Origin of the sequence: Mycobacterium adipatum (genome assembly GCF_001644575.1) — a bacterium.
GTDB lineage: Bacteria > Actinomycetota > Actinomycetes > Mycobacteriales > Mycobacteriaceae > Mycobacterium > Mycobacterium adipatum.
On sequence record NZ_CP015596.1, the window covers coordinates 5130397 to 5154889 of the forward strand.

Below are 24493 nucleotides of genomic sequence, written 5' to 3' on the forward strand. Positions count from 1 at the left end.
CCAGTACCATCGGTACCGTGAACTTGCATGAGTGGCGTGATCGGCCCAGCACGGTGAGCTTCGGACCCGCGTCGTGGCAGTCCCGCGCGCTGGGTGTGCTGACCGCGCTCACCCTGCGTCCGGTGCTCGGCCTGCTGACCGTACTGGGGTTGCTCATCAACCGGATCTGGCCGGCCGGACTGCAGCGCGCGCACCTCGACCTGATCGACCGCCCGCTGCGCCTCATCCGGCCGTTGCCCGGCACCGTCGTCACCGAGCAGCGGCTACCGCACTGCCCGGCCGAGTGGGTGGTGGCGCCCGCCGCGCAGGGTTCGGATCGCGTCATCATCTATTTCCACGGATCGGCGTTGGTGACGCTCGGACTGAACTCGCATCGGCGGTTCGTCTCCAAACTGTCCGAGGCCACCGCCGCGCAGGTGCTCAATGTCGGCTATCGGCTGGCACCGCAGGCCAGCATCGACGAGGCCGTCGAGGACGGACTGGATGCCTACCGGCACGCGCTGGCGCTCGGCTTCGAGCCCGGTCGCATCGTGCTGGCCGGCGACTCGGCGGGCGGACTCATCGCCGCCGACACCGCGCTGGCGGTACGCGACGCCGGCCTGACGGTGCCGGCCGGGCAGGTGTTGTTGTCGGCGCTGACATCTGCCGACATGGACCTGAAGTATCGGGCCTTGAGGGATCACAAGGATGTGCTCTTCCCCTTCATGACGGTGAAGTTCATCTACGACGTGTTCGCCACCGTCAACGGCACGCGTGAAGTGCCGACCATGCCCGCCGAGTCCAACTCGGCCGGACTCGGCCCGTTCCTGTTGCAGGTCGGCACGAACGAAATGCTGCGCAACGACACCTTCGTGCTGGCCGACCAGCTCGCCGCCGCCGGCGTCCCGGTGTGGGTTCAGGTGTGGGACAAGGCGATGCACATGTTCCAGCTGAGCTTCGACGTCAACCCCGATGCCCGGCGTGCGGTAGCCGAGATCGCCTCGTTCGTCGAGCACGTGACGTCGGCGGCACACGACGAGGCCGCCTGACCCGGTCCGCCGAGTGGCCACTTATCACACGCTTTTCGCCGATCCGCGTGTGATAACTGGCCACTGAGCCAGGTGGGGTTGTCCACAATGGCCGATCCGTCCCCAGGATGAAGGCCGTGCCGCCGTGCTGGCGCTGACCCGTCGTACATCTGCGCGACCCTCCACGCATGACCATCCCGTTCGTGGGCACCGAGGCCCTGTGCGCCGGCACCGTCAGCCGCCGATCCCTGGAAAGACATCGGCGTCTGCACCGCAACGTCTATCTCCGCCCCGACGTCGAGCTGACGCCGGTGGTCCGGGCCCAGGCGGCCTGGCTCTGGTCGGACCGCATGGCAGTTGCAGGAGGCCTGTCCGCTTCGGCATTGTTCGGCACCCGTTGGATCGACACCGACGCTCCGGCCGAGTTGTTCCTGGTCAACGGCAAACACGCACCCGGTATCTTGATTCACCGGGACACACTTTGTACCGACGAGATCTGCGACATCGCCGGCATCGCCTCGACGACACCCGCACGCACGGCCTTCGATCTGGGCCGTCGCAAGGGGCTCCCGCGCGCCGTCATCCGGGTTGACGCGCTGGCGCACCAGACAGGGGTGACGGCCCGCGACATCGACCCGTTGATCGCCCGTCATCGCGGCGTCCGCGGGCTCGTCCAGCTTCGCACGGTACTCGAGCTGATGGACTGCGGCGCCGAATCCCCACAGGAAACCAGGACTCGACTGGTGCTCATCAAGGCCGGTTTACCGAAGCCACGCACTCAGATCCGGGTGCATCCCTACCGCCTCGATATGGGTTACGACGAATTCAAGGTCGGCGTGGAGTATGACGGCGAACAGCATTGGACCGATCCCGTGCAACGGGCGAAAGACATCGACCGGTTGGCGGATCTGGCCGCGCTGGGGTGGCGGATCATTCGCGTGAGCGCCGAGATCTTGCGCAATCGCCCGCAGGTGATGGTCTCCCGAACATGCCAAGCTCTACGCGCCGCGGGCGCCGAGTGGCCAGTTGTGACACGGATTTTGGGAGATCTCGTGCAATAACTGGCCACTCGGGTCAAGTACTAGTGCGCGAAGTGCCGTGCGCCGGTGAGGTAGAGCGTGATACCGGCGGCGGCCGCGGCGGCGGTCACCTCGTCGTCGCGCACCGATCCGCCCGGGTGCACGATCGCCTTCACCCCGGCCGCGGTCAACGTCTGCAGGCCGTCGGGGAACGGGAAGAACGCGTCGGAGGACGCCACCGCGCCCTGCGTACGCTCACCGGCGCGCTCCACCGCCAGCCGCGCGGCGTCGACCCGGTTGACCTGTCCCATACCGACGCCGACGGTGGCGCCGTCCTTGGCGATCACGATGGCGTTGGATTTCACCGCGCGGCCGGCCCGCCAGGCGAACACCAGGTCGGCCAGCGTCGCCGGGTCGGCGGCCTCGCCGGTGGCCAGCGTCCAGTTGTTCGGATCATCGCCATCGGCGTCGAGAGCGTCGCGCTGCTGCACCAGCAGGCCGCCGCTGATCGGGCGGAACTCCGCGCCGGCCTCCTGCGGCTGGGCGGCGACCAGGATCCGGATGTTCTTCTTCTTGCTCAACGCCTCCACCGCGCCCGGCTCGTACGCCGGCGCGATGATCACCTCGGTGAAGATATCGGCGACCGTCTCGGCCATGTCGACGCTGACGGTGGAGTTGGTGGCGATCACACCGCCGAAGGCCGACAACGGATCACAGGCGTGCGCCTTGGCATGCGCATCGGCCACCGAGACCGAGGACACTGCGATACCGCACGGGTTGGCGTGCTTGATGATCGCCACGCAGGTCTGCTCGTGGTCGAATGCTGCCCGCCACGCCGCATCGGCGTCGGTGTAGTTGTTGTAGGACATCTCCTTGCCGTGCAACTGCTCGGCCTGCGCCAGGCCCGGCCAGCCGGAGTCATCGCGGTACAGCGCGGCCGACTGGTGCGGGTTCTCGCCGTAGCGCAGCACGGCGGTGCGCCGCGATGTCGAGCCGACCCACCGCGGCAGCACGGCATCCTGCTCCGGGGCCAGTACCGAGACCATCCAGCCGGCCACCGCGACGTCATATTCGGCGGTGTGTTGGAAGGCCAACGCCGCCAGCTTCTTCCGCTCGGCAAGGGAGAACCCGCCGTTGCGCACCGCGGCCAGCACGCCGTCATAGCCGAGCGGGTCGACCACCACGGCAACGCTGGGATGGTTCTTGGCGGCAGCGCGCACCATCGACGGTCCGCCGATGTCGATCTGCTCGACGCACTCGTCGGGGCCCGCGCCGGAGGCCACCGTCTCGCTGAACGGGTACAGGTTGACCACGACGAGTTCGAAAGGCGCGATCCCCAATTCGGTCAGCGCCGCCTCGTGTTCGGGCTTGCGCAGGTCCGCCAGCACCCCGGCGTGCACCTTCGGGTGCAGGGTTTTCACCCGCCCGTCGAGCACCTCCGGGAAGCCGGTGACATCTTCCACCGGGGTCACCGGGACACCGGCGCCGGCAATGGTTTTCGCGGTGGATCCGGTCGAGACGATGCTCACGCCCGCCTCATGCAGCCCGCGAGCCAGATCCACCAGCCCGGTCTTGTCGTACACGCTGATCAACGCACGCCGGATCGGCCGCTTGTCGCTCATCCCAGAATCGCCTTTCGTCCGGTCCAGGTCACACCGCGCGTCGCCAGCGCGGCCAGCACGTCCACCAGCAGACGTCGTTCGACGCCCTTGATGCGTTCGTGCAAAGTCTCTGCCGTGTCATCCTCGTGCACCGCCACGGCCTGTTGCGCCAGAATCGGCCCGGTGTCCACCCCGCTGTCGACCAGATGCACGGTGCACCCGGTGATCCGCACGCCGTAATCGATGGCATCGGATACCGCGTGCGCTCCAGGGAAGGCCGGCAACAGTGCCGGATGGGTGTTCACGACCCGGCCCTCGAAGCGCGAAAGAAACTCGTTGCCAAGTATTTTCATGAAACCCGCGCTGACCACCAGGTCCGGCTCGTGCTGGGCGACCGCCTCGGTGAGCGCAGCATCCCAGGCGGCGCGGTCTCGATGGTCGCGCAGGCACACCTGGAAGGTCGGGATGGCGGCCCGGGCGGCCACGTCCAGCGCGGGGCAGACCCGGTCGGCGCCGACGGCCACCACCCGGGCCGGATAGTCCCCGGTGGCGGCTTCCACCATCGATGCCAGCAGCGAACCGGTGCCGGACGCCAAGACCACCAGCCGGGCCGGCGCGGTCGCCGGGATGCGGAGTGGTCGCTGCTGCACCCGCAGCAGCCTAGTCGCCCTGTTCGGGTGGCTTCTCAGCGGTCACGTCCGGATGATCGCCGTCGGCGATGAAGTGCTCTTCGGGATCCAGCAGCGGATCGTCGGGATGCTCGATCGGCGGCGCGCCGAGTTCGAAGGACTCGGCATGCTCCGGCAATTCGGGTTGCGCGTCCAGCAGGACGACATCGGTGATCGCGTCCTCATCGTCGACCACGGCGGCATCCTCGAACACGGCGGCGGGTTCCGGCGCGGGCGCCGCGACTGGTTTCACCTTCTTGGGCCGACGCACCACGCCGCCGGCCATCGCGACGGTCAGCCCACCGATGGACAGGAACCACAGGAACACCGCGGGCCCGAAGGTCACCTGGTCGACGCCGACATCACCGAAGTTGCCGAGCCGCCCTCCCCCGGCGTAGCCGAGCAGCGCCATGGTCAGCGCGGCCACCAGGGCGGCCACCGCGACCTTCGCGGCGGCGATCGGCCAGGGCGCGGCCCGGCGCGCGCACTGCTGGCCAAGAGCCACCGCCGAGACAGCGGCCACGATCAGCAGCGCCACCCAGATCGGTCCCAGCGGTGGCGTCGGGACGGCGGCGAGCACCGGCACGGCCGGGATGTCGCCGCCCAGCACGGTGAACGAACTGAAGTTGGCCAGCCCGATATGGGCGCTGGAGCCGACGGCGACCGCCGCGGTGCCGACGAGCACGTTGGGGATGTAGAGAATCGACAGCAGGGTCAGGCTGAACTGACCGAACACCGAATCGGTGATGCCGAACAGGTCGTGCATGGTGCCCCAGTGCACGATGATCGAACCGGCGGCCACCACACCGGAGAGACCGAGCAGCGCGAGCACTCCGGCCGCGGCGCCGCGCACCGCCTCGGGCAGCCAGCGCGGCACCCGCGGCAGGGTCAGCAGGCGGCCCGTCATGGCCACGCCGATCAGCGCACCGATCGCGTGCACCGCCAGCACACCCGCGAAGGCCCGCGAGGCGTCCGGTGTTTGCAGCTCGGTGATCACCGAGGCCGCGTCGTGAATGACGGCCAGCGAGAAGGCCGCGATCAACAGCGGCCCGCCGAGTGCCGAGGCCACCACCCAGCGGACGACGAACCAGGACGACCGGCCGGCGGCCGCGGCGGTGGTGCGTGCGGTGCCCCACACCATCAGCAACACCGGCAGCAACGGCATCACACCGAGCTCGCGGCCGCCGATCGACACCGGCACCTGGTGCACGCCGAGCCACATGCTGGCGATGGCGCCGAACGCGCCGGTCATATCGCTGTTGGCGATGAGCAGCTGGATCAGCGTCACCGCAGCGATCACACCGAGCGCGACGACCGATGGCCCGAACGCGACCCTGAGCAGGTCGCGAGCCTGTCGGGTGCCGACTGACCGGTTATCCACCACTGGCTGGGTCGCTCCTCGCGCGGGTCTGCGCAACCGAGGTCCGGGTGCGCGACGCCCAGACTACGACGAGGGGGTGCCGGACTGCGGTGAGGACTCCGGGTGTCCTTGCGGTGTCGCGGACGGCTGGGACGGCACCGCGGCGGTCGGCGCCGAGGAGCCCTGTTGCTCGTAGCCCGTCGTGTCGCCCGCCCTGGACGGCTGACCGAAGGCGGGGAACCCGGTGGGCGGCGTCGGCGGCCCGTTGTGGGCGCCGGACTGGAAACCACCGGTGTTCGGGGCGCCCTCGTAGCCGTACTGCGACGGATAACCCGGCCGCTGCTGCTGCGGTTGCTGGGCCGGTGCGCCGTACTGCTGGCCCGGCTGACCCGGCTGACCGTAGTACGGCGCGCCGTACTGGCCGTAGGGCTGCTGCTCGTAGCGCGGCTTGGGCACCGGCGGTGTGAGCACGCCCGCGTCGAACAGCAGGGCGGCGATGGCGGCGCCGGTCTGCAACAACGTCGCCGCGATGACCAGGTAGAGCCCCCAGCCGATGGACAACCCGGCCGGGGCGTTGATGACCTCGGCCAGCACCAGCAGGAACGACAGCGTGGCCGCCACGGCCACCAGCCCGGTGCGGGCCTTTTGCTTGGGCAGCAGCCCCACACCGGCGAGCAGCGCGGCGAGCACCGAGGCCGCGACGGCCAGGCCGAGACCGGGCGTGCTGCCGCTGGCGCTGCCGAACTGGGGGAAATCCGAGTTGCTGATGGTCAGCAACGGGCCGAAATTGAACGCGTAGGTCGCCAGGCCGAACACGGCGACGGCAGCGCTCAGGTAGCCAGGCAGCTTGCTGGGTCCCACCTCTGCGGGCTCGCCGTACTGCTGGGTGGGCGCGTACTGGTTGCCCTGCTGGACAGGCGGATATCCGGGGTTACCGGGCGGGTAAGTCATGACTCTCCTGTGTGAGCGATTTCGAACCCACGCTAGCGCACCCCGCTGGGCGGCGGCTCAGACCGATACGAGCACCGGGGCATCCGGGGCGGTCTGATCGGCGGCCTCGATTTCACGAACCAGCGGCAACACTTTTTCGCCGAAGTACTCGATTTCCTCCTGGAAGTGGAGGAAGCCGCCCAGGATGAGGTCCACACCGCGTTTGCGGTAGGACGCGATCCGTTCGGCGATCTGCTCCGGGGTACCGATGAGTTGGGTGCGGAATCCGTCGTTGTACTGGACGAGGTCCTCGAAACTCGAATCGGCCCACATGCCCTTGTTGTCCGCAGTGGAACGACCGGCCTGCTGCACGGCCCCGCGGAAGCCCTCGACGGCGGGCTTGTTGGCCTTGGCGATGATCTCGCGCAGGACGTCCTTGGCTTCCCGTTCGGAGTCCCTGGCGATGATGAACCCGTTGAGGCCGACCTTGACCTCCCGCGCGACGGAGCGCGCATGCTCGCGCACCTCCACCACCTGTTCGGTGATGCCGGCGAAATCCTTGCCGTTGGAGAAGTACCAATCGGCATGCAGGCCCCCGTTGCGGCGCGCGGCGGTGGAGTTGCCGCCCTGGAAGAGTTCGGGGTTGGGTCGCTCGGGGGTGTTCAGCGGTTTGGGCTTCAGCGTGAAGTCGTGGATCCGGTAGAAGTCGCCGCGGAAATCCACGTCGTCCTCGGTCCAGATCTTGCGCAGCACCTGCAGGAACTCCGCGCTGCGCCGGTAGCGTTCGTCGTGTTCGAGCCACGGCTCGCCCAGATGGGTGAACTCGTCCTTGAACCAGCCGGACACCACGTTCACGGCGAACCGGCCTCCGGAGAGGTGATCGGCGGTCGCGCCCAGCTTGGCCAATACCGCGGGCTGCCACAGGCCCGGATGCACCGCGGCGATCACCTTGAGTCGCTCGGTGGCCAGCAGCAGCGCCAGGCTGAAGCTGGTGGACTCGTGCTGGTACTCCGCGCCGTAACTGGCTTCGTAGCGCACCTGGGACAGCGCGTACTCGAAGCCGTTGTTCTCCGCGGTCTGCGCCAGCTTCTTGTTGTACTCGTAGTTCCAGTCGGTGCGCTGTTCGATATCGCTGGTCACCAGGCCACCGCTGACATTGGGCACCCAGTACGCGAACTTGATCTCATCGGCGATGCGTTCGGTCGTCATGGCTGCCATGGCATCAGCCCGCACACCCGGTGTCACCGGTATTGATCGGGCTGAACCGAACGCCTCGACCACCCGGCCTTGCGCTGGTTGACTAGAACACGTTCTAATTCTGGGCATGGACTACGGGCTCGTACTTTTCACCAGTGACCGCGGCATCGCTCCGGCACCGGCGGCCAAGCTGGCCGATGACCACGGCTTCACCACCTTCTACGTGCCCGAGCACACCCACATCCCAATCAAACGGCAGGCCGCCCATCCGACCACGGGTGACGAGACCCTGCCCGACGATCGCTACATGCGCACCCTGGATCCGTGGGTGTCGCTGGGCACGGCCGCGGCGGTGACCTCCCGAGTCCGGCTGTCCACCGCGGTGGCGCTGCCCGTCGAGCACGACCCGATCACACTGGCCAAATCGATCGCGACACTGGATCACCTCTCCGGCGGCCGGGTCAGCCTGGGTGTCGGATTCGGCTGGAACACCGACGAACTGGCCGACCACAAGGTCCCGCCCGGGCGGCGGCGCACCATGCTGCGCGAGTACCTGGAGGCCATGCGCGCGCTGTGGACCGACGAAGAAGCCTCCTACGACGGCGAATTCGTGAACTTCGGGCCGTCGTGGGCCTGGCCGAAGCCGGTGCAGTCGCACATCCCGGTGCTGGTCGGGGCCGCGGGCACCGAGAAGAACTTCAAGTGGATCGCCAGATCCGCGGACGGCTGGATCACCACGCCCCGCGATTTCGACATCGACGAGCCGGTGAAGCTGCTGCAGGACACCTGGGCCGCGGCCGGCCGCGACGGCGCTCCGCAGATCGTGGCACTGGACTTCAAGCCGGATCCGGAAAAGCTGGCCCGCTGGCGCGATCTCGGCGTCACCGAGGTGCTCTTCGGCCTCCCGGACAAGCCCGAGGCCGAGGTCGGCGCGTACGTGGAGCGGCTGGCGGGCAAGCTCGCCCAGCTGGTCTGAAACTCATAGCTGGTCCTCATCCGGCGCCCACGGTGGCACGAACTTGCCGGCACACAATGGGGACATGATCGAAGAACACGACCGCGGATTCGGCTATGACATCTCGGTGATGTCGCGGCGCAGGATCCTGCTCGGACTGGGCGCGGCCGCGGGGAGCGCGGCCATCGCCGCCTGCGGCACGACCGGTACCGCACCGAGCGACACGCGTACTGACACATCGGCCGCCGCGGCGGCGCCGCAGGAAACGATGGGGCCTTACCCGGGTGACGGTTCCAACGGTCCCAACGTGCTCATCGAGTCCGGTGTGGTGCGCAGCGACATCACATCCAGCTTCGGTCCGTATACCGGTGTCGCACAGGGCGTGCCGGCGACGTTGACGATGAACCTGCGCAACCTGGCCGACAACGGTAACCCCGGCGCCGCGATGGCCGTCTACATCTGGCACTGCGACCGCGAGGGCAGGTACTCGCTCTACAGCGAGGGTGTGACCGAACAAAACTATCTCCGCGGTGTGCAGGTCGCCGACGCCGCCGGTGCGGTCACATTCCGCACCATCTTCCCGGCCACCTACCCCGGTCGCTGGCCGCATATCCACTTCGAGGTCTTCGACTCCCTGGAATCGGCGGTCGCCGGGTCGGCGGCCCGGCTGACATCCCAGATCGCCCTGCCGGAAGCGACCTCGTCGGCCGTGTACAACTTCGACGACGGTTACGCAGCGAGCATCCCAAATCTCGGCGCCCTCAGCCTGGACTCCGACATGGTCTTCGGAGACGGCTGGACCGCCCAGATGGCATCGACCGGCGGCACACCCGCGACCGGGATCGATGTGGCCATCACCATCGGAGTGGCCGAGAAGTCGAAGAACGTCGACACCAACCCGCCGCCGTCGGGCGGTCCGGGTGGTCCGCCACCGGGCCGTTAGGCCAAGCCGGCCAGGTTGATGCCGTCCTCGGTGGACTTCACCTCGATGCGCGCGCCCAGTGGATCACCCTCGGTCATCAGGGCCAGCAGCGCTTCGTCGGTGCTCAGCGCCATGAACCGGGAGTTGTCGACGTCGAGGCGCCCGATGACGACGCCGGTGGTCTCGGGCCAGTCGTAGCGCACCGAGTACGTCTCGATGGTGCCCGCGCCGTCGGCGTCGCGGGTGACCGGCACGGTGGGCAGCGCGGCGATCTCTGCCTGTAAGGCCGCGCTGTCGTCGGCTTTCCACGCGGCGGGCGTCGTCGAGTACACCCCGACCGAATACTTGCTCATCACCCCGCCGTTGGCGCCCACCAGACCGAACGATCCTGGCCGGGAACGCATTTCGTTCACCGTCTCGGCGATGCCGTGCAGGGAGTAGCTGTTGCCGGGCCCGCCGAAGTAGGGCAGCCCGCCGGTCAGCGTGAGCCCGCGCGGGTCGTCGGTCGCCAGCGCGCTCGAGTCACACACGGAGAACACCGGGAACGGGAAGCAGCTGTAGAGGTCGAAGGTGGACACCTCGGCCAGCCCGATGCCGGCCACCCGAAGCGCCTCCGCCACAGCCTTTTCCGCGGAGAGACTGGCGCTCAGGTCTTCCCGGTCGAGCAGTTGTTGCTCCACCATGTCGGCGTGGCCGTGCAGGTAGACCCACTTCTCCTCGGGCACCGACAGCCTTCGGGCCGCGGCCACCGACATGATCAGCACCGCGGCGCCCTGGTTCACCTGATCACGCGCCACCATCAGCCGCGGATAGGGATCACAGATCATCCGGTTCTCGGCGGTGACGGTGATCAGCTCCTCGACCGAGCGCGGCACCGGCGACGAGGACAGCGGGTTTCGGGCGGCGACCTCGGAGAACGGGGCGAACAACTCGGCCATGTCTCGGCGGTAGTCGGCCACCGTCGCGCCGAGACGGGCCCGCCGGGCGTTGTCCAGCAGGCCGTATTGCACCGGCGCACCGGTCAATCCGTGCTTGGCGGTGTACTCGTTCATGTACTGGTCGAAGCCGTACCCGCGGTCCTCGAGTTGCCCACCGACGTGTTCGCTGTGGTCGGGTTTGTCGTCCCGTCCGGCGAAATAGCGCAACGTCGACCCGTTCTCGGAGCCGAGCACCAGCACCACCTCGGCGTCGCCGGCCGCGATGGCGCCGGAGAACTCGGTCACCACCTTCTGCGATCCGTGCCCGCCCAGCGGTTCGAGCACCGCGCGGGCCGGGTCGGCACCGATGCGCGCGGCGACCGATCGCGGATAGTTGTCCGAGCAACCCAGGGGCGCCTCGGAGAAGGGTGTGCAGATCTCGAACTGCCGCAGCGCCACGAAGACCTCGATCGCCGCGGCGACCGAGGCCGCGTCCACGCCGGTGTCGGCCAGTGCGGCCAGTACGGCCTCGGTGGCCAGTTCCACCGAGGACATACCCCGATAGTCCGGCGCGTCGACGCGCTCGGTGAACTGTCCGACACCGACGATCACCGGCGTACGCGGATCCACCATTACAGGCCTCCTGACACGTGTTAGTTCGTCAGGCTAACGGACAGCCTGGAACAGGTTCCAATCCGGGCGCTCACCGGGTCGGTCGACCCGGTCACACTTGACGCATCTGTCACTAAGTGACACGGTGGGACTGTCACTAAGTGACAAAACGCCGAGAAAGGACCCCGTGACCGACACGACGCACACCCGGAAGCGATCCCCGACCCTCTCCGTCGAAGACTTCTTCAGCCCGCCCGAGCGGGCCGGGGCGACGATCTCCCCCGACGGCACCCGCATCGCCTACCTCGCCCCGTGGCGCAACCGCCTCAACGTCTGGGTCCAGGACGTCGAGGGCACCGGAGAGCCGCGCTGTGTCACCGCCGACGAGACCCGCAGTGTCTACATCTACAGCTGGACCCACGACTCGCGGTGGCTGCTGTACCTGCAGGACAATGGCGGTGACGAACATTGGCATGTGCACCGGGTGGACCCCGACGACCCGGCCGGCACCGCCGTGGACCTCACGCCGTTTCCCCGGGTGCGCGCCTCCTACGAACTCCTCAAGGCCCAGCCGGGCAAGGCGCTCGTCCAGCACAATGCGCGCAACGCCGAACTCATGGACGCCTTCGAACTCGACATCGCCACCGGCGAGCTCACCCTGCTCGCCGAGAATCCCGGCACGGTGGTCGGCTGGATCAGCGGGCCGGGCGGTGAGCTGTTCACCAACACACTCACCGCCGGAGGCGATGTCGAGATCTCGCAATGGGATTCGGCCACCCGGTCACTGCGGACGATCACGGTCTACGAGGGTCGCGACTATCCACTGGGCATCCACCCGATCGCGGTCTCCCCAGACGGAACCGGCATCTGGCTGGGCTCCTATCGGGGTAGCGACCGGCTCCGGCTGGCCCGGCTCGACGTGGCCACCGGCGAGGAAACCGTCATCGACAGCCATCCCCACTACGACCTCGGGGCGCAGATCATGCTGCCGTCGCCGTTCATCATCAGTGAGCGCACCGGGGAACTGATCGGTGCTCGCTACTACGGTGAACGACAGGTGATCCACGCCCTCGACGACGAATTCGCCGACGTGCTGAGCAGGCTGGCCACACTCTCCGATGGCGACCTGGCCGGCATCTCCTGTGACGACAGCGGGCAGCGCTGGGTGGTCAGCTTCACCCATGACCGCGACCCGCACGCCACCTATTTCTACGACCATGCCACCGGCGAGAGCCGACTGTTGTTCCGGCCCTACCCACACCTGGATCCCGCGGCGCTGGCCGAGATGACACCGGTCACCGTCACCGCACGCGATGGGCTGGACCTGCACGCCTATCTGACGCTGCCGGTGGGCAGGCCGCCGGAGAACCTCCCGCTGGTACTGCTGGTGCACGGCGGTCCGTGGGCACGGGACTGCTGGGGCTACCAGCCCGACGTGCAGCTGCTGGCCAACCGCGGATACGCGGTGCTGCAGGTCAACTTCCGCGGATCGACCGGATACGGCAAAGCGTTCACCCAAGCCGCCATCGGCGAGTTCGCCGGCAAGATGCACGACGATCTGATCGATGCGGTTGACTGGGCGGTCAAGCAGGGCTTCGCCGACCGGGACCGGGTGGCCATCTTCGGCGGCTCCTATGGCGGCTACGCCACGCTGGTCGGTGTCACATTCACCCCGGACGTTTTCGCCGCGGCCATCGACTACGTGGGGATCTCAAGCCTGCCCAACTTCATGCGCACGCTGCCCGATGTGGGCCGTAGATTCCTGGCCAACAACTGGAATCTCTACGTCGGGGACCCGTCGGATCCGCAGCAGGAGGCCGATATGCTGGCCCGCTCACCGATCACCCGGGTGGACCGGATCCGCACCCCACTGCTGGTGGTGCAGGGCGCCAACGATTCTCGGGTGGTGCAGGCCGAGTCCGACAACATGGTCGCGGCGCTGCGCGCCCGGGGCGTCGAGGTCGAGTACATGGTCAAACAGGACGAGGGGCACGGATTCGTCAACCCGGACAACAACATCGACCTGTACCACGCCGTGGAGAGGTTCCTGGCCGCGCACCTTTGAGCTGGCGCACGAAAAGCCCCTGGGATCGCAATGATCCCAGGGGCTTTTCGCGTGCCTCTTGTGCAGTTACAGACCTGCGAGCAGCTCACGCGCCTTGGCGGCGGTCTCCGACGGGGTCTTACCGACCTTCACGCCGGCGGCCTCCAGGGCCTCCTGCTTGCCGGCCGCGGTGCCCGCACCGTCGGACACGATGGCGCCGGCGTGGCCCATCGTCTTGCCCTCGGGAGCGGTGAAACCCGCCACGTAGCCGACGACCGGCTTGGTGACGTTGGCCTTGATGTAGGCGGCGGCCTTCTCTTCGGCGTCGCCACCGATCTCGCCGATCATCACGATGAGCTTGGTCTCCGGGTCCTTCTCGAACGCCTCGATGGCGTCGATGTGGGTGGTGCCGATGACCGGGTCGCCGCCGATACCGATGGCGGTCGAGAAGCCGAGATCGCGCAGCTCGTACATCATCTGGTAGGTCAGGGTGCCGGACTTGGAGACCAGCCCGATCGGGCCCTTGCCGGTGATGTTGTTCGGCGTGATGCCGACCAGCGACTCGCCGGGGGTGATGATGCCGGGGCAGTTGGGCCCGATGATCCGGGTCTTCTCACCCTTGTCCACGTTGTAGGCCCACGCATAGGCGCTGTCCTGCACCGGGATTCCCTCGGTGATGACGACCAGCAGCGGAATCTCGGCGTCGATGGCCTCGATGATCGCGTCCTTGGAGAACGCCGGCGGCACGAAGGCGATCGACACGTCGGCGCCGGTCTCCTTCATGGCCTCCGCGACGCTGCCGAAGACGGGCAGCTCGATGGCGTTGCCGTCCTTGTCTTCGTGCTTGACGGTCGTGCCGGCCTTGCGGGCGTTGACGCCGCCCACGATCTGGGTGCCGGCCTTGAGCATCAACTTGGTGTGCTTGGTGCCCTCGCCACCGGTGATGCCCTGGACGATGACCTTGGAATCCTTGTTGAGGAAAATAGACATTGTTCGTCGGCCCTTACTTGTTCGCCAGCTCGGCGGCCTTATCGGCGCCGGAGTCCATGGTTTCGGCCTGGATGACCAGGGGATGGTTGGCCTCGGCCAGGATACGCCGGCCCTCTTCCACGTTGTTGCCGTCCAGGCGCACCACGAGCGGCTTGTTGGCCTCGTCGCCGAGGATCTCCAGCGCCTTGACGATGCCGTTGGCCACCGCGTCACAGGCGGTGATCCCGCCGAACACGTTGACGAACACGCTCTTGACCTGGCTGTCGCCCAGGATGACGTCGAGCCCGTTGGCCATCACCTCGGCCGAGGCGCCGCCGCCGATATCGAGGAAGTTGGCCGGCTTCACACCGCCGTGCTTCTCGCCCGCGTAGGCCACCACGTCCAGGGTCGACATGACCAGACCGGCGCCGTTGCCGATGATGCCCACCTCGCCGTCGAGCTTGACGTAGTTGAGATCGTTCTCCTTGGCCTTGAGCTCGAGGGGATCGGTGGCGTCGCGGTCCTCGAACTCGGCGTGGCCGGGCTGGCGGAAGTCGGCGTTCGCGTCCAGGGTGACCTTGCCGTCCAGGGCCAGGATCTGATCGTCGGGCGTGCGCACCAGCGGGTTGACCTCCACCAGGGTGGCGTCCTCACCGACGAAGACCTCCCAGAGCTTCTGGATGGTCACCGCGGCGGCGTCGAGCACCTCGGCCGGCAGGTGGCCCTTCTCGGCGATCTCGCGCGCGAAGGCCAGATCGACACCCTTGACGGCGTCGACGGGCACCTTGGCGAGGCGCTCGGGTTTGGTCGCGGCGACCTCCTCGATCTCCATGCCGCCCTCGACCGAGCACATGGCCAGGTAGGTGCGGTTGGAGCGGTCGAGCAGGAAGGAGATGTAGTACTCCTCGGCGATGTCGCTGGCCTCGGCCACCAACAGCTTCTTGACGACGTGGCCCTTGATGTCCAGACCCAGGATGTTCTGCGCGTGGGTGAAGGCGTCCTCGGGGGTGGCCGCGTACTTCACGCCCCCCGCCTTGCCGCGGCCGCCGACCTTGACCTGAGCCTTCACCATGACCGGCTTGCCGATTTCCTCGGCGATCGCCTTGGCGTCCTCGGCCGAGTCGGTGACCCGTCCGGGCGTGGTGGGTACGTTGTGCTTGGCGAACAGCTCTTTCGCCTGGTATTCGAACAGATCCATGAGCTTCCTAAATCGCGTCGGTGCGAACTGACTTCTGAAGGTGGGCCGCCGGACCGGCCGGAAGGCCGCGACAGGCTCGCTGGCACTGTATCCATCCCGGTGTCGGGCGCCGTCATCGCCCACCGCTCATGTGGTACATCTCACCGGGTGCCGTTGGTGATACAAGTCACATTCGGTGTGGGAATGGCCGCTTAAGTTGCCACCAACATTGGGATTTCGTTAACGTGCCTCTTGGTCTTGATAACGGTCAGGTCACGGCACGAAGGATATTCCAGGTTGGCTGAGCACAGTTCGTCCCGAACCCTCCGGGGGGTAGCGACGAAAGGGCTCGCCACCCAAAGCCGCGCCGAAGTCACCGACATCATCCCGTTCAACGAGTTCGGCGACCTTCATGACCTGGACTTTCGCGATAGTTCCGCGTTCGACAAGGAACAGCGGGTGATCGCCGCGCCCGAACTCGACGACCTCCACGACACCGACGACCTGGTGCCGCTGCGGCTGGTCGTACCGAGCGAGTTCCGGTCACAGACCTCGCCGCACGGCGACGCCGGCAACGAGCCCGGCTCCTCGCACGCCTATCGCGATTCTCACACCGACCTGAGCGACGGAAACGCCCTCACCGACGTGATCGACCTGCGCGGCCCCCAGCAGCGCAGCGGCGGCGCGCATCGCAAGCAGACCGTCGGCGCGGTCAAGAGCCGGCTGATGATCGCCGCGATGGCCGCCGGCGCGACCGCGTCCGGCGCCTACTCGCTGAGCACCGCCGACGACACCACATCGACCGACACCGTGCTGGCCGCCGACAACACCCTCATCAACGGCGCCGCCATCAGCGGCTCGCCCGACGGCATGCAGATCGTCGCCGTCCAGCCGGTCGCCTCGTCGGCGATCCACGCCGAGGAGATCACCAAGGCCGCCGCGTTCGCCCAAGAGCGCGCCGAGCGCGAGGCCCGGCTGGCGCGCCCGCTGTTCGCGATGCCCACCAAGGGTGTGTGGACGTCCGGGTTCGGTTATCGCTGGGGCGTGCTGCACGGCGGCATCGATATCGCCGGCCCCATCGGCACGCCCATTCTGGCCGCCAGCGACGGCGTCGTCGTCGAGGTCGGTCCGACGGCCGGGTACGGCGCGCTGGTGAAGCTGCGGCACTCGGACGGCACCGTGACCCTGTACGGGCACATCAACACCTGGCTGGTCAGCAAGGGCCAGCGGGTGATGGCCGGCGACCAGATCGCCACCATGGGCAACCGCGGTAACTCGACCGGGCCGCACCTGCACTTCGAGGTGCTGGTGAACGGCTCCAACCGGATCGATCCGGTGCCGTGGCTGGCACAGCGGGGCCTCAGCCCCGGCAATTACGTTGGATAGGGTGACGAACCCGGATCCCCTCGCAGGGCCGCCGTCTCCCGGTCAGCCCCGCATCATCCGCCGCACCCCGACCGGCTCGTTCCCGGTTGTCGTTCCGCCGTCGACTCCCGAGGACCCGACGTCCTATGTGCGCGGACAGACCGCCTACATTCCGCGTCCGGTTCCGGTCGCGGTGCCCTCGCGTCGACCTCCGGGTCCGGGTACCGCCATCGCGGCCGCCACAGCGAGCATCCTGTCCGGCTGGGCCACCGCCGTGATCGCCACCGACCTGATCGCCGGATGGTGGAGCACCGATCTACTGTTCTGCATCGCGATCGGCTTCCTCACCGCCATCTCGGCCGCCGCAGGGATCGGCGGGTTGATCGCGCTGCTGTTACGGCGCCGGATGGGTCGGCTGTTGATCGCGGTCGGTGCCGCCATCGGGCTGCTCATCTTCGGCAGCCTGTTCCTGGCCGGCGCCAAACTGCATCCAGTGGTCTACGCCATGCCGCTGCTGCCGGTCTCGGCGATCGTGCTCGCCGCATTGCCGAGCACCCGGGACTGGGCGCGCAGCTGATCCCCGACCCTGCCGATCTAGAGCTTCTGCACCGGCGCGTGGTTGTGCATCAACTTCACCCGTCCGGCGCTGCCGAAGTCGATGAGCGACATCGCCGACTCCCCCGCCCCGGAGACCTCTTCCACGCGGCCGAGACCGTACTTGTCGTGGGTGACCCGGTCCCCCGGTTCCAGCGTGATCATCGCGCGGTTGCGCGCCTTGGCCGGCGCCGGTCGCGCGTTGTCGGCGAAGCGCCCGACGCTGCGCGGCGCGCTGAGCACCGAGGCCGGGGTCTCGACGCGGCGCCAGTCGATCAGGTCTTCCGGAATCTCACGCAGGAAACGTGACTCCGGGTTCAGCATCGGCTGCCCCCAGGACGAGCGCACCTTGGCCCGGCTCAGGTAGAGCCGCTGCCGCGCCCGGGTGATGCCGACATAGGCCAACCGGCGCTCCTCGGACAGTTCGGTCGGGTCGCCCAGCGCGCGCATGTGCGGGAACATGCCGTCCTCCCAACCGGTCACGAAGACCACCGGGAATTCCAGGCCCTTGGCGGTGTGCAGCGTCATCATGGTGACCACCCCGGATTCGTGTTCGGGGATACCGTCGGCGTCGGCGACCAGGGACACCCGCTCCAGGAACTGGGCCAGCACACCGGTATCGGGGACGTCCTCGTCCTGCGGTGTGCCCTCCTCCTCGCGCAGCGCCTGGGCATTGGCCAGGTCGATGCTGAATTCGTGTGCGACGCTGACGAGTTCGTTGAGGTTGTCCAGCCGCGCCAGATCCTGTGGGTCAGTGGAGGATTCGAGCTCGCGCCGGTACCCGGTGCGGTCCAGCACGGCCTCCACCAGATCGCCGAGTTCACCGTCCAGCCCGCCGCGCAGGCTGTCCAGCAGTTGCACGAAGGACGCGATCGCCTTCTCCGAGCGGGTGTTCAGCATCGGTACCCGGCCCTCGGCGGCGGCTTGCAGGGCGTCGTTGAAGCTCGCGCCGGTGTTCTCGGCGTACACCGCGACACAGGCTTCGGCGCGGTCCCCGATACCGCGGCGCGGGGTGTTCAGGATGCGCCGCATGCTCACCGCGTCCCCCGGGTTGTCCAGCACCCGCAGATAGGCGACGATATCGCGGATCTCCTTGCGCTCGTAAAACCGGACACCGCCGACGACCTTGTACGGGATGCCGGCGCGGATGAACACCTCTTCCAGCGCCCGCGAGTTGTTGTTGGTGCGGTAGAACACCGCGACATCGGAATAGTTGATCTCGTTGCGGTCGGCGAGGGCGTCGATCTCCTCGGCGACGAAGCGCGCCTCGTCATGCTCGTTGTCGGCGACATACCCGACGATCAGCTCGCCCTCACCGGAATCGGTCCACAGCCGCTTCTCGCGGCGTCCGGCGTTGCGGGAGATGACGGCGTTGGCGGCATTGAGGATGGTCTGGGTGGAGCGGTAGTTCTGTTCCAGCAGAATGGTTGTCGCGTCCGGGTAGTCGCGTTCGAAGTCCTCGATATTGCGAATGGTGGCGCCGCGGAATGCGTAGATCGACTGGTCGGCGTCACCCACCACGCACAGCTCGCCGGGCGGCACTCCATCCTGCGTGGTCTCGACTCCGACGAGTTCGCGCACCAGCATGTACTGGGCATGGTTGGTGTCCTGGTACTCGTCGACCAGGATATGCCGGAACCGCCGTCGGTAGTACTGCGCGATCTGCGGAAATGCTTGCAGCACAGCGACTGTCTCACCGATCAGGTCGTCGAAGTCCAGGGCGTTGGCCGCGCGCAACCGGCGCTGGTACTCGCCGTACACCGAGGCCACCGTCTTGGACATGTCATCGGCGGTCTCGGTGAGATCGGCCAGCGCCCGGTCCGGGTCGATCAGTTCGTTCTTCAGGTTGGAGATGCCGTTGGACAGCAGCCGCGAGGAATACCGCTTGGTGTCCAGGCCCATGTCCTTGGCGATCATCGTGAGCAACCGCCGCGAGTCGTCGGCGTCGTAGATGGAGAAGTTGGAGTTCAGCCCGGGCAGCAGTGAGGCCTGGTTGCGCAGGATGCGCACACAGGTGGAGTGGAAGGTGGACACCCACATGTTGCGGGCGCGCGGACCGATGAGGGCCACCACCCGCTCACGCATCTCGGCGGCCGCCTTGTTGGTGAAGGTGATGGCCAGCACCTGACCGACGCCGACCTCGCGGGCGGCGAGCAGATAGGCGATGCGCCGGGTGAGCACGGCGGTTTTGCCCGAGCCGGCGCCGGCCACGATGAGCAGCGGGGACCCCTCGTGCAGCACGGCCTGGCGCTGCTGGGGGTTCAGGCCCTCGAGCAATTGTTCGGTTTCGGTGGCCCCACCGGAAGCGTGCGTCGGTGCGTGAGAAAGCGATGTCATTTCGGTCTCGAATCTACCGCTGAACGGTGACATCCCCGTGACCCGGCTTTGCACCGAATCTGCGTCGGGTGGCACACTCGGGTCGTGCTTCCCGAGCCCGCCGCCAACATCGACGACCTCCGCCTGGAGATCGACGAGCTGGATGCCGCGATCCTGGCCGCGGTGAAGCGCCGCACCGAGGTCTCCCGCATCATCGGCAAGGCCCGGATGGCCTCCGGCGGGACCCGGCTGGTGCACAGCCGGGAGATGAAGGTCATCGAGCGTTACAGCGAGCTCGGCCCGGAGGGTAAAGACCTCGCCATGCTGCTGTTACGCCTGGGCCGCGGCCGCCTCGGCCACTAGCTCGTGAACGCGATGTACTTGGTCTCCAGGTACTCCTCGATGCCCTCGGAACCGCCCTCGCGACCGAACCCGGATTCCTTGATCCCGCCGAACGGGGCGGCGGCATCGGAGATGACGCCGCGGTTCACCCCGACCATGCCGGCCTGCACGGACTCGGCGACGCGCAGCGCGCGGTCGAGTGACTGCGTGTAGATGTAGGACGCCAACCCGTAGGCGGTGTCATTGGCCGCGGCGATGCCCTCCTGCTCGGTGTCGAACCCGGTGATCGGCGCGACGGGCCCGAACACCTCCTCCTTGAGGATGCGCGCGTCGGCGGGCACATCGGCCAGCACGGTGGCCGGGTAGAAGTGCCCGGGGCCGCCGGGGGCGACGCCGCCGACAGCGACCTCCGCGCCGCGGGACACCGCGTCGGAGACCAGGTCGGCGACGATGCCGAGCTGTTTGGCCGAGATCAGCGGGCCCAGCGTCGAGGAATCGTCGAGGCCGTTGCCCAGCGTGTACTCGCTCATCCGCTTGACCAGCTTGTCGGTGAACTCCGCGCGGACCGCGTTGGCGACATGGAAGCGGTTGGCCGCCGTGCATGCCTCGCCGCCGTTGCGCATCTTGGCCAGCAGCGCACCCTCGACCGCGGCGTCGACGTCGGCGTCGTCGAACACCACGAACGGGGCGTTGCCGCCGAGCTCCATCGAGGTGCGCAGCAACTTGTCGCTGGACTGCTTCACCAGCGCCTTGCCCACCCCGGTGGACCCGGTGAAGGTGAGTTTGCGCAGCCGGCCGTCGTCGATGAGGGCGGTGGTCAGCTCGCCCGGCTTGGTGGTCGGCAGCACCGAGAGCACGCCCTTGGGCAGGCCGGCATCGTCGATGAGCTTGGCCAGCAGCAGCATGGTCAGCGGCGTCTCCTGGGCGGGTTTGACCACCATGGTGCAGCCGGCGGCCAGCGCCGGGCCGATCTTGCGGGTGCCCATCGCCAGCGGGAAGTTCCACGGGGTGATGGCGTAGCAGGGGCCGACGGGCATCTTGGTGACCAGGATGCGTCCGGTGCCCGCCGGGGCCGCGGTGTAGCGCCCGGCGATGCGCACCGCCTCCTCGGCGAACCAGCGGAAGAACTCGGCGCCGTAGCGGACCTCGCCGCGGCTCTCGGCGATCACCTTGCCCATCTCCAGGGTCATCAGGGTGGCGAGATCTTCGCTTCGCGCGGTGAGGGTTTCGAACACCGAACGCAGGATCTCGCCGCGCTCGCGGGCCGGGGTGGCGGCCCAGTCGGCCTGCGCCGCCGCGGCGGCGTCCAGCGCGGCGATCCCGTCGGCCGCGGTGGCGTCGGCCACCGAGGTGATCACCTCGTCGGTCGCCGGATTGAGCACGTCGAAGCTGGACGAGCCCGCGCGCTCCTCACCGCCGATCCACAAGCCGGTGGGCACGGATGAAAGCAACTCGTCGATGTGCATACATCCATCATGTACACCCTTGAAACGTGCGCCGCACTAAGGTCGGAAGAATGAGTGCTGACATCACCGATACGGCCGCATGGCATTCGCTGCAACGCCACCATGAGGTGGTTGCACCGAAGAATCTTCGGGAGCTCTTCGCCGAGGATCCGGCCCGCGGCACCGACCTCACGCTGACCGTCGGCGATCTCTACATCGACTACAGCAAGCACCGGCTGACGCGCGAAACCCTGGCGCTGCTGGTCGATCTGGCCACCGCCGCCGACCTGGAGGGCCGCCGGGACGCCATGTACGCGGGTGAGCACATCAACACCTCCGAGGGCCGCGCCGTGCTGCACACCGCGCTGCGCCTGCCCAAGGGCGCCGAGCTGACCGTGGACGGCCAGGACGTCGTCGCCGATGTGCACGCCGTCCTCGATGCGATGGGTGAGTTCACCGACCGGCTGCGCTCGGGTGCCTGGACCGGGGCGACGGGTGCGCGGATCACGACCGTCGTCAACATCGGGATCGGCGGCTCGGATCTGGGTCCGGTGATGGTCTACGACGCGCTGCGCCACTACGCCGATGCCGGCATCTCGGCGCGGTTCGTCTCCAACGTCGACCCGGCCGACCTGGTCGCCAAACTCGACGGGCTCGACCCGGCCACAACGCTTTTCGTGATCGCCTCCAAGACGTTCTCCACCTTGGAGACACTGACCAACGCCACCGCGGCGCGGCGCTGGCTCATCGACGCACTCGGCGAGGACGCGGTCGCCAAGCACTTCGTGGCGGTCTCCACCAACAAGAAGCTGGTCGACGAGTTCGGGATCGACACCGCCAACATGTTCGGTTTCTGGGACTGGGTCGGCGGGCGCTATTCGGTGGACAGCGCCATCGGGCTGTCCGTGATGGCGGTGATCGGCAGGGAGCGGTTCGCGGAGTTCCTGGCCGGGTTCCATCTGCTCGACGAGCACTTCCGCACCGCGCCGCTGGCCGAGAACGCGCCGGCGCTGCTCGGCCTGATCGGCCTCTGGTACAACAATTTCTTCGGCGCGCAGTCCCGTGCGGTACTGCCCTACTCCAACGATCTGTCTCGGTTCGCGGCCTACCTGCAGCAGCTGACGATGGAGTCCAACGGCAAGTCGGTCCGCGCCGACGGCACCCCGGTCAGCACCGATACCGGCGAAATCTATTGGGGCGAACCGGGAACCAACGGCCAGCACGCGTTCTACCAGTTGCTGCACCAGGGCACCCGGCTGATCCCCGCCGATTTCATCGGGTTCTCCCAGCCCACCGATGACCTGCCGACCGCGGACGGCACCGGCAGCATGCACGACCTGTTGATGAGCAACTTCTTCGCCCAGACCCAGGTTCTGGCGTTCGGCAAGACCGCCGAGGAGATCGCGGGCGAGGGCACCGATGCCGATGTCGTCCCGCACAAGGTGATGCCGGGTAACCGGCCCACCACCTCGATCCTGGCGACCAAACTGACCCCCTCGGTGGTGGGCCAGTTGATTGCGCTCTACGAGCACCAGGTGTTCACCGAGGGTGTGATCTGGGGTATCGACTCCTTCGACCAATGGGGCGTGGAGCTGGGCAAGACCCAGGCCAACGCGCTGCTGCCGGTGCTCACCGACGACACGGCGCCGGCCACTCAGACCGACAGCTCCACCGATGCGTTGGTGCGCCGCTACCGCGCCGAGCGCGGCCGCAGCGCCTGACCACGACCCGCCGAAACACGCGTACCCGCTGCGACTGAGGTGCAGTTCGCAGCGGGTACGCGTGACTCGCGGTCAGTTAGGGAGCGGGGATGGTGGCGCACCCGATACCCGGGATGCAGCCGCTGGCGCCACCGGGGCCTGCGCTGCCCACCGGGCCGCCGGGGATCCCACCGCTGGCACCGCCGGGACCTGCGGTGCCCGCCGGACCGCCGGGGATGGATCCGGTCGCACCGTCGGGACCTGCCGCGCCACCCGGGCCGCCGGGAATCACGCCACTGGCACCGCCGGGACCGGCTTCACCGACCGGCCCGCCGGGAATGGCCACATTCGCGCCGTCCGGACCGGCGGTGCCGACGCTGGCGCACGGGGTGCCATCGGGGTTCCAGCACGGCGGCGGAGCGGGCTCCGCGCCGGCGATCGGCGAGAACGCGATGGCCGCTCCGGCGGCGCCTGCGAACAAGAGGGGCGTCATCTTCGTCAGTTTCACCATCATGGAGAAACGGTTACCACCGGCGAAGCCGGGCCAAACATCGTGCGAAACGAAAGTTCAGGCGAAGCGTTTGGTGTACTTGGGCGGCAGCAGCCGCATGATCTGGGTGATCGGCGCCCACGGCCAGGACGGCACGACGGCGCGCCCCTTTTCCTTCTCGATCGCCTCCACCATCTTGCGGACACCGGTCTCGTTGTCGACCATCAGCAGGGTGGTCGCCGATTTCGCGGTCATCTCGGATTCGATGTAGCCGGGTTCGATGACGGTGATCCGGATGGGCCCCTTGTCGTACTCGGCGCGCAGCGACTCACCCAGCGAGGTCATACCGGCCTTGCTCGCGCAGTAGGCGGCCTTGCCCCCGGGCACGCCGGTGTTGCCGAGTACCGACGAGATCAGCACCAGGTGCCCGGCGCCGGATTTCTTGAACATCTCCAGCGCGGTCTCGATCTGCACCATGCCCGAGATCAGGTTGGTGTTGATGGTGGCCTTATTGGCCCACGGCTTGCCCTCGCCGAGCGGCCAGCCCTTGCCGATGCCGGCGTTGACGATCACCCGGTCGATACCGCCGAGTTCCTCGGACAGCTCACCGAAGACCCGCGGGATGGCCTCGTGATCGTCGACGTCCAGCGCCGCGATCGCGACCTTCGCGTACGGGTGCTTGTCGAGGATCTCAGCGCGCAGCTCTTCGAGGCGTTCCACGCGGCGGGCACACAATGCCAGGTCCCGGCCTTTGGCGGCGAAGGCGCGGGCCATGCCGGCGCCCAGGCCCGAGCTGGCACCGGTGATGAGGATCTTCTGGCGGGTCATGCCAGCAGGATAACCGAGTTAAACAGCTGACCAGA

The 24493-nt window shown here is 67.8% G+C and carries 21 protein-coding genes; 9 read left to right on the forward strand and 12 right to left on the reverse strand.

Annotated features, from left to right (window positions below):
* Positions 1-17 precede the first annotated feature (17 nt).
* Together A7U43_RS24405 and A7U43_RS24410 are read left to right on the forward strand one after the other, a co-directional pair.
* Positions 18-1028: an alpha/beta hydrolase gene (locus tag A7U43_RS24405; RefSeq protein ID WP_068000131.1), complete on the forward strand. Its 1011-nt coding sequence runs from the start codon at positions 18-20 to the stop codon at positions 1026-1028.
* 167 nt (positions 1029-1195) lie between these two features.
* Complete coding sequence (locus tag A7U43_RS24410; RefSeq protein ID WP_068000132.1) at positions 1196-2068, forward strand: endonuclease domain-containing protein; 873 nt, start codon at positions 1196-1198, stop codon at positions 2066-2068.
* A 20-nt stretch (positions 2069-2088) separates the two neighbouring features.
* On the opposite strand, the gene purH is transcribed toward A7U43_RS24410, so the two are convergent.
* The 5 genes from purH to sfnG form a co-directional block, all read right to left on the reverse strand.
* Positions 2089-3648: a bifunctional phosphoribosylaminoimidazolecarboxamide formyltransferase/IMP cyclohydrolase gene (gene purH, locus A7U43_RS24415; protein ID WP_068000133.1), complete on the reverse strand. Its 1560-nt coding sequence runs from the start codon at positions 3646-3648 to the stop codon at positions 2089-2091.
* Complete coding sequence (purN, locus tag A7U43_RS24420) at positions 3645-4277, reverse strand: phosphoribosylglycinamide formyltransferase (RefSeq protein ID WP_068000134.1); 633 nt, start codon at positions 4275-4277, stop codon at positions 3645-3647. Before purN ends, purH begins: the two co-directional genes overlap by 4 nt.
* 10 nt (positions 4278-4287) lie before the next feature.
* Positions 4288-5676, reverse strand: coding sequence for a cell division protein PerM (locus tag A7U43_RS24425; protein WP_068003672.1), 1389 nt, complete (start codon positions 5674-5676; stop codon positions 4288-4290).
* Positions 5677-5739: 63 nt separating this feature from the next.
* Positions 5740-6606 (reverse strand): DUF5336 domain-containing protein, encoded by an 867-nt coding sequence (locus A7U43_RS24430; protein WP_068000136.1) that lies wholly within the window; start codon positions 6604-6606, stop codon positions 5740-5742.
* 57 nt (positions 6607-6663) lie between these two features.
* The gene (gene sfnG / locus A7U43_RS24435; RefSeq protein ID WP_068000138.1) at positions 6664-7794 is read right to left on the reverse strand and encodes a dimethylsulfone monooxygenase SfnG; all 1131 of its coding nucleotides are present in this window, start codon (positions 7792-7794) and stop codon (positions 6664-6666) included.
* A gap of 115 nt (positions 7795-7909) precedes the next feature.
* On the opposite strand from sfnG, the gene A7U43_RS24440 reads away from it, so the two are divergent.
* Together A7U43_RS24440 and A7U43_RS24445 are read left to right on the forward strand one after the other, a co-directional pair.
* A complete protein-coding gene (locus A7U43_RS24440; RefSeq protein ID WP_068000140.1) occupies positions 7910-8758 on the forward strand; it encodes an LLM class F420-dependent oxidoreductase in 849 nt (282 codons plus the stop codon).
* A gap of 64 nt (positions 8759-8822) precedes the next feature.
* Entirely contained in the window at positions 8823-9680 is an 858-nt protein-coding gene (locus A7U43_RS24445) for a dioxygenase family protein (protein WP_068000142.1), read from the forward strand.
* Here the strand turns inward: A7U43_RS24445 and A7U43_RS24450 are convergent.
* Positions 9677-11209: an acetyl-CoA acetyltransferase gene (locus A7U43_RS24450; protein WP_068000144.1), complete on the reverse strand. Its 1533-nt coding sequence runs from the start codon at positions 11207-11209 to the stop codon at positions 9677-9679. The two genes, A7U43_RS24445 and A7U43_RS24450, sit on opposite strands and share 4 nt — an antisense overlap.
* 166 nt (positions 11210-11375) lie before the next feature.
* On the opposite strand from A7U43_RS24450, the gene A7U43_RS24455 reads away from it, so the two are divergent.
* Positions 11376-13253 (forward strand): S9 family peptidase, encoded by a 1878-nt coding sequence (locus tag A7U43_RS24455; RefSeq protein ID WP_068000146.1) that lies wholly within the window; start codon positions 11376-11378, stop codon positions 13251-13253.
* A gap of 66 nt (positions 13254-13319) precedes the next feature.
* On the opposite strand, the gene sucD is transcribed toward A7U43_RS24455, so the two are convergent.
* Positions 13320-14222: a succinate--CoA ligase subunit alpha gene (gene sucD / locus A7U43_RS24460; RefSeq protein WP_068000147.1), complete on the reverse strand. Its 903-nt coding sequence runs from the start codon at positions 14220-14222 to the stop codon at positions 13320-13322.
* 13 nt (positions 14223-14235) lie between these two features.
* Positions 14236-15399 carry an ADP-forming succinate--CoA ligase subunit beta gene (gene sucC / locus A7U43_RS24465; RefSeq protein ID WP_068000149.1) on the reverse strand — a complete coding sequence of 388 codons (1164 nt, stop codon included), beginning with the start codon at positions 15397-15399 and terminating at the stop codon, positions 14236-14238.
* 276 nt (positions 15400-15675) lie between these two features.
* Here sucC and A7U43_RS24470 point away from each other — a divergent pair, with 276 nt between their 5' ends.
* Together A7U43_RS24470 and A7U43_RS24475 are read left to right on the forward strand one after the other, a co-directional pair.
* Entirely contained in the window at positions 15676-16764 is a 1089-nt protein-coding gene (locus tag A7U43_RS24470; RefSeq protein WP_068000151.1) for a M23 family metallopeptidase, read from the forward strand.
* A 1-nt stretch (position 16765) separates the two neighbouring features.
* The gene (locus tag A7U43_RS24475; protein WP_068000157.1) at positions 16766-17320 is read left to right on the forward strand and encodes a hypothetical protein; all 555 of its coding nucleotides are present in this window, start codon (positions 16766-16768) and stop codon (positions 17318-17320) included.
* Positions 17321-17337: 17 nt separating this feature from the next.
* Here A7U43_RS24475 and pcrA read toward each other — a convergent pair whose 3' ends face one another.
* Positions 17338-19674, reverse strand: a complete 2337-nt coding sequence (pcrA, locus tag A7U43_RS24480) for a DNA helicase PcrA (protein ID WP_068003674.1) — start codon at positions 19672-19674, stop codon at positions 17338-17340.
* An 84-nt stretch (positions 19675-19758) separates the two neighbouring features.
* Here pcrA and A7U43_RS24485 point away from each other — a divergent pair, with 84 nt between their 5' ends.
* A complete protein-coding gene (locus A7U43_RS24485) occupies positions 19759-20016 on the forward strand; it encodes a chorismate mutase (RefSeq protein ID WP_156526018.1) in 258 nt (85 codons plus the stop codon).
* Here the strand turns inward: A7U43_RS24485 and A7U43_RS24490 are convergent.
* Positions 20013-21461, reverse strand: coding sequence for an NAD-dependent succinate-semialdehyde dehydrogenase (locus A7U43_RS24490; RefSeq protein WP_068000159.1), 1449 nt, complete (start codon positions 21459-21461; stop codon positions 20013-20015). The genes A7U43_RS24485 and A7U43_RS24490 overlap by 4 nt on opposite strands.
* A 50-nt stretch (positions 21462-21511) precedes the next feature.
* On the opposite strand from A7U43_RS24490, the gene pgi reads away from it, so the two are divergent.
* Entirely contained in the window at positions 21512-23161 is a 1650-nt protein-coding gene (gene pgi, locus A7U43_RS24495) for a glucose-6-phosphate isomerase (protein ID WP_068000161.1), read from the forward strand.
* Between the two features lie 76 nt (positions 23162-23237).
* Here the strand turns inward: pgi and A7U43_RS24500 are convergent, their stop codons facing one another.
* Together A7U43_RS24500 and A7U43_RS24505 are read right to left on the reverse strand one after the other, a co-directional pair.
* Entirely contained in the window at positions 23238-23633 is a 396-nt protein-coding gene (locus A7U43_RS24500) for a hypothetical protein (RefSeq protein WP_231963454.1), read from the reverse strand.
* 75 nt (positions 23634-23708) lie between these two features.
* Positions 23709-24458, reverse strand: a complete 750-nt coding sequence (locus tag A7U43_RS24505; RefSeq protein ID WP_068000162.1) for an SDR family oxidoreductase — start codon at positions 24456-24458, stop codon at positions 23709-23711.
* Between the last annotated feature and the right edge of the window lie 35 nt (positions 24459-24493).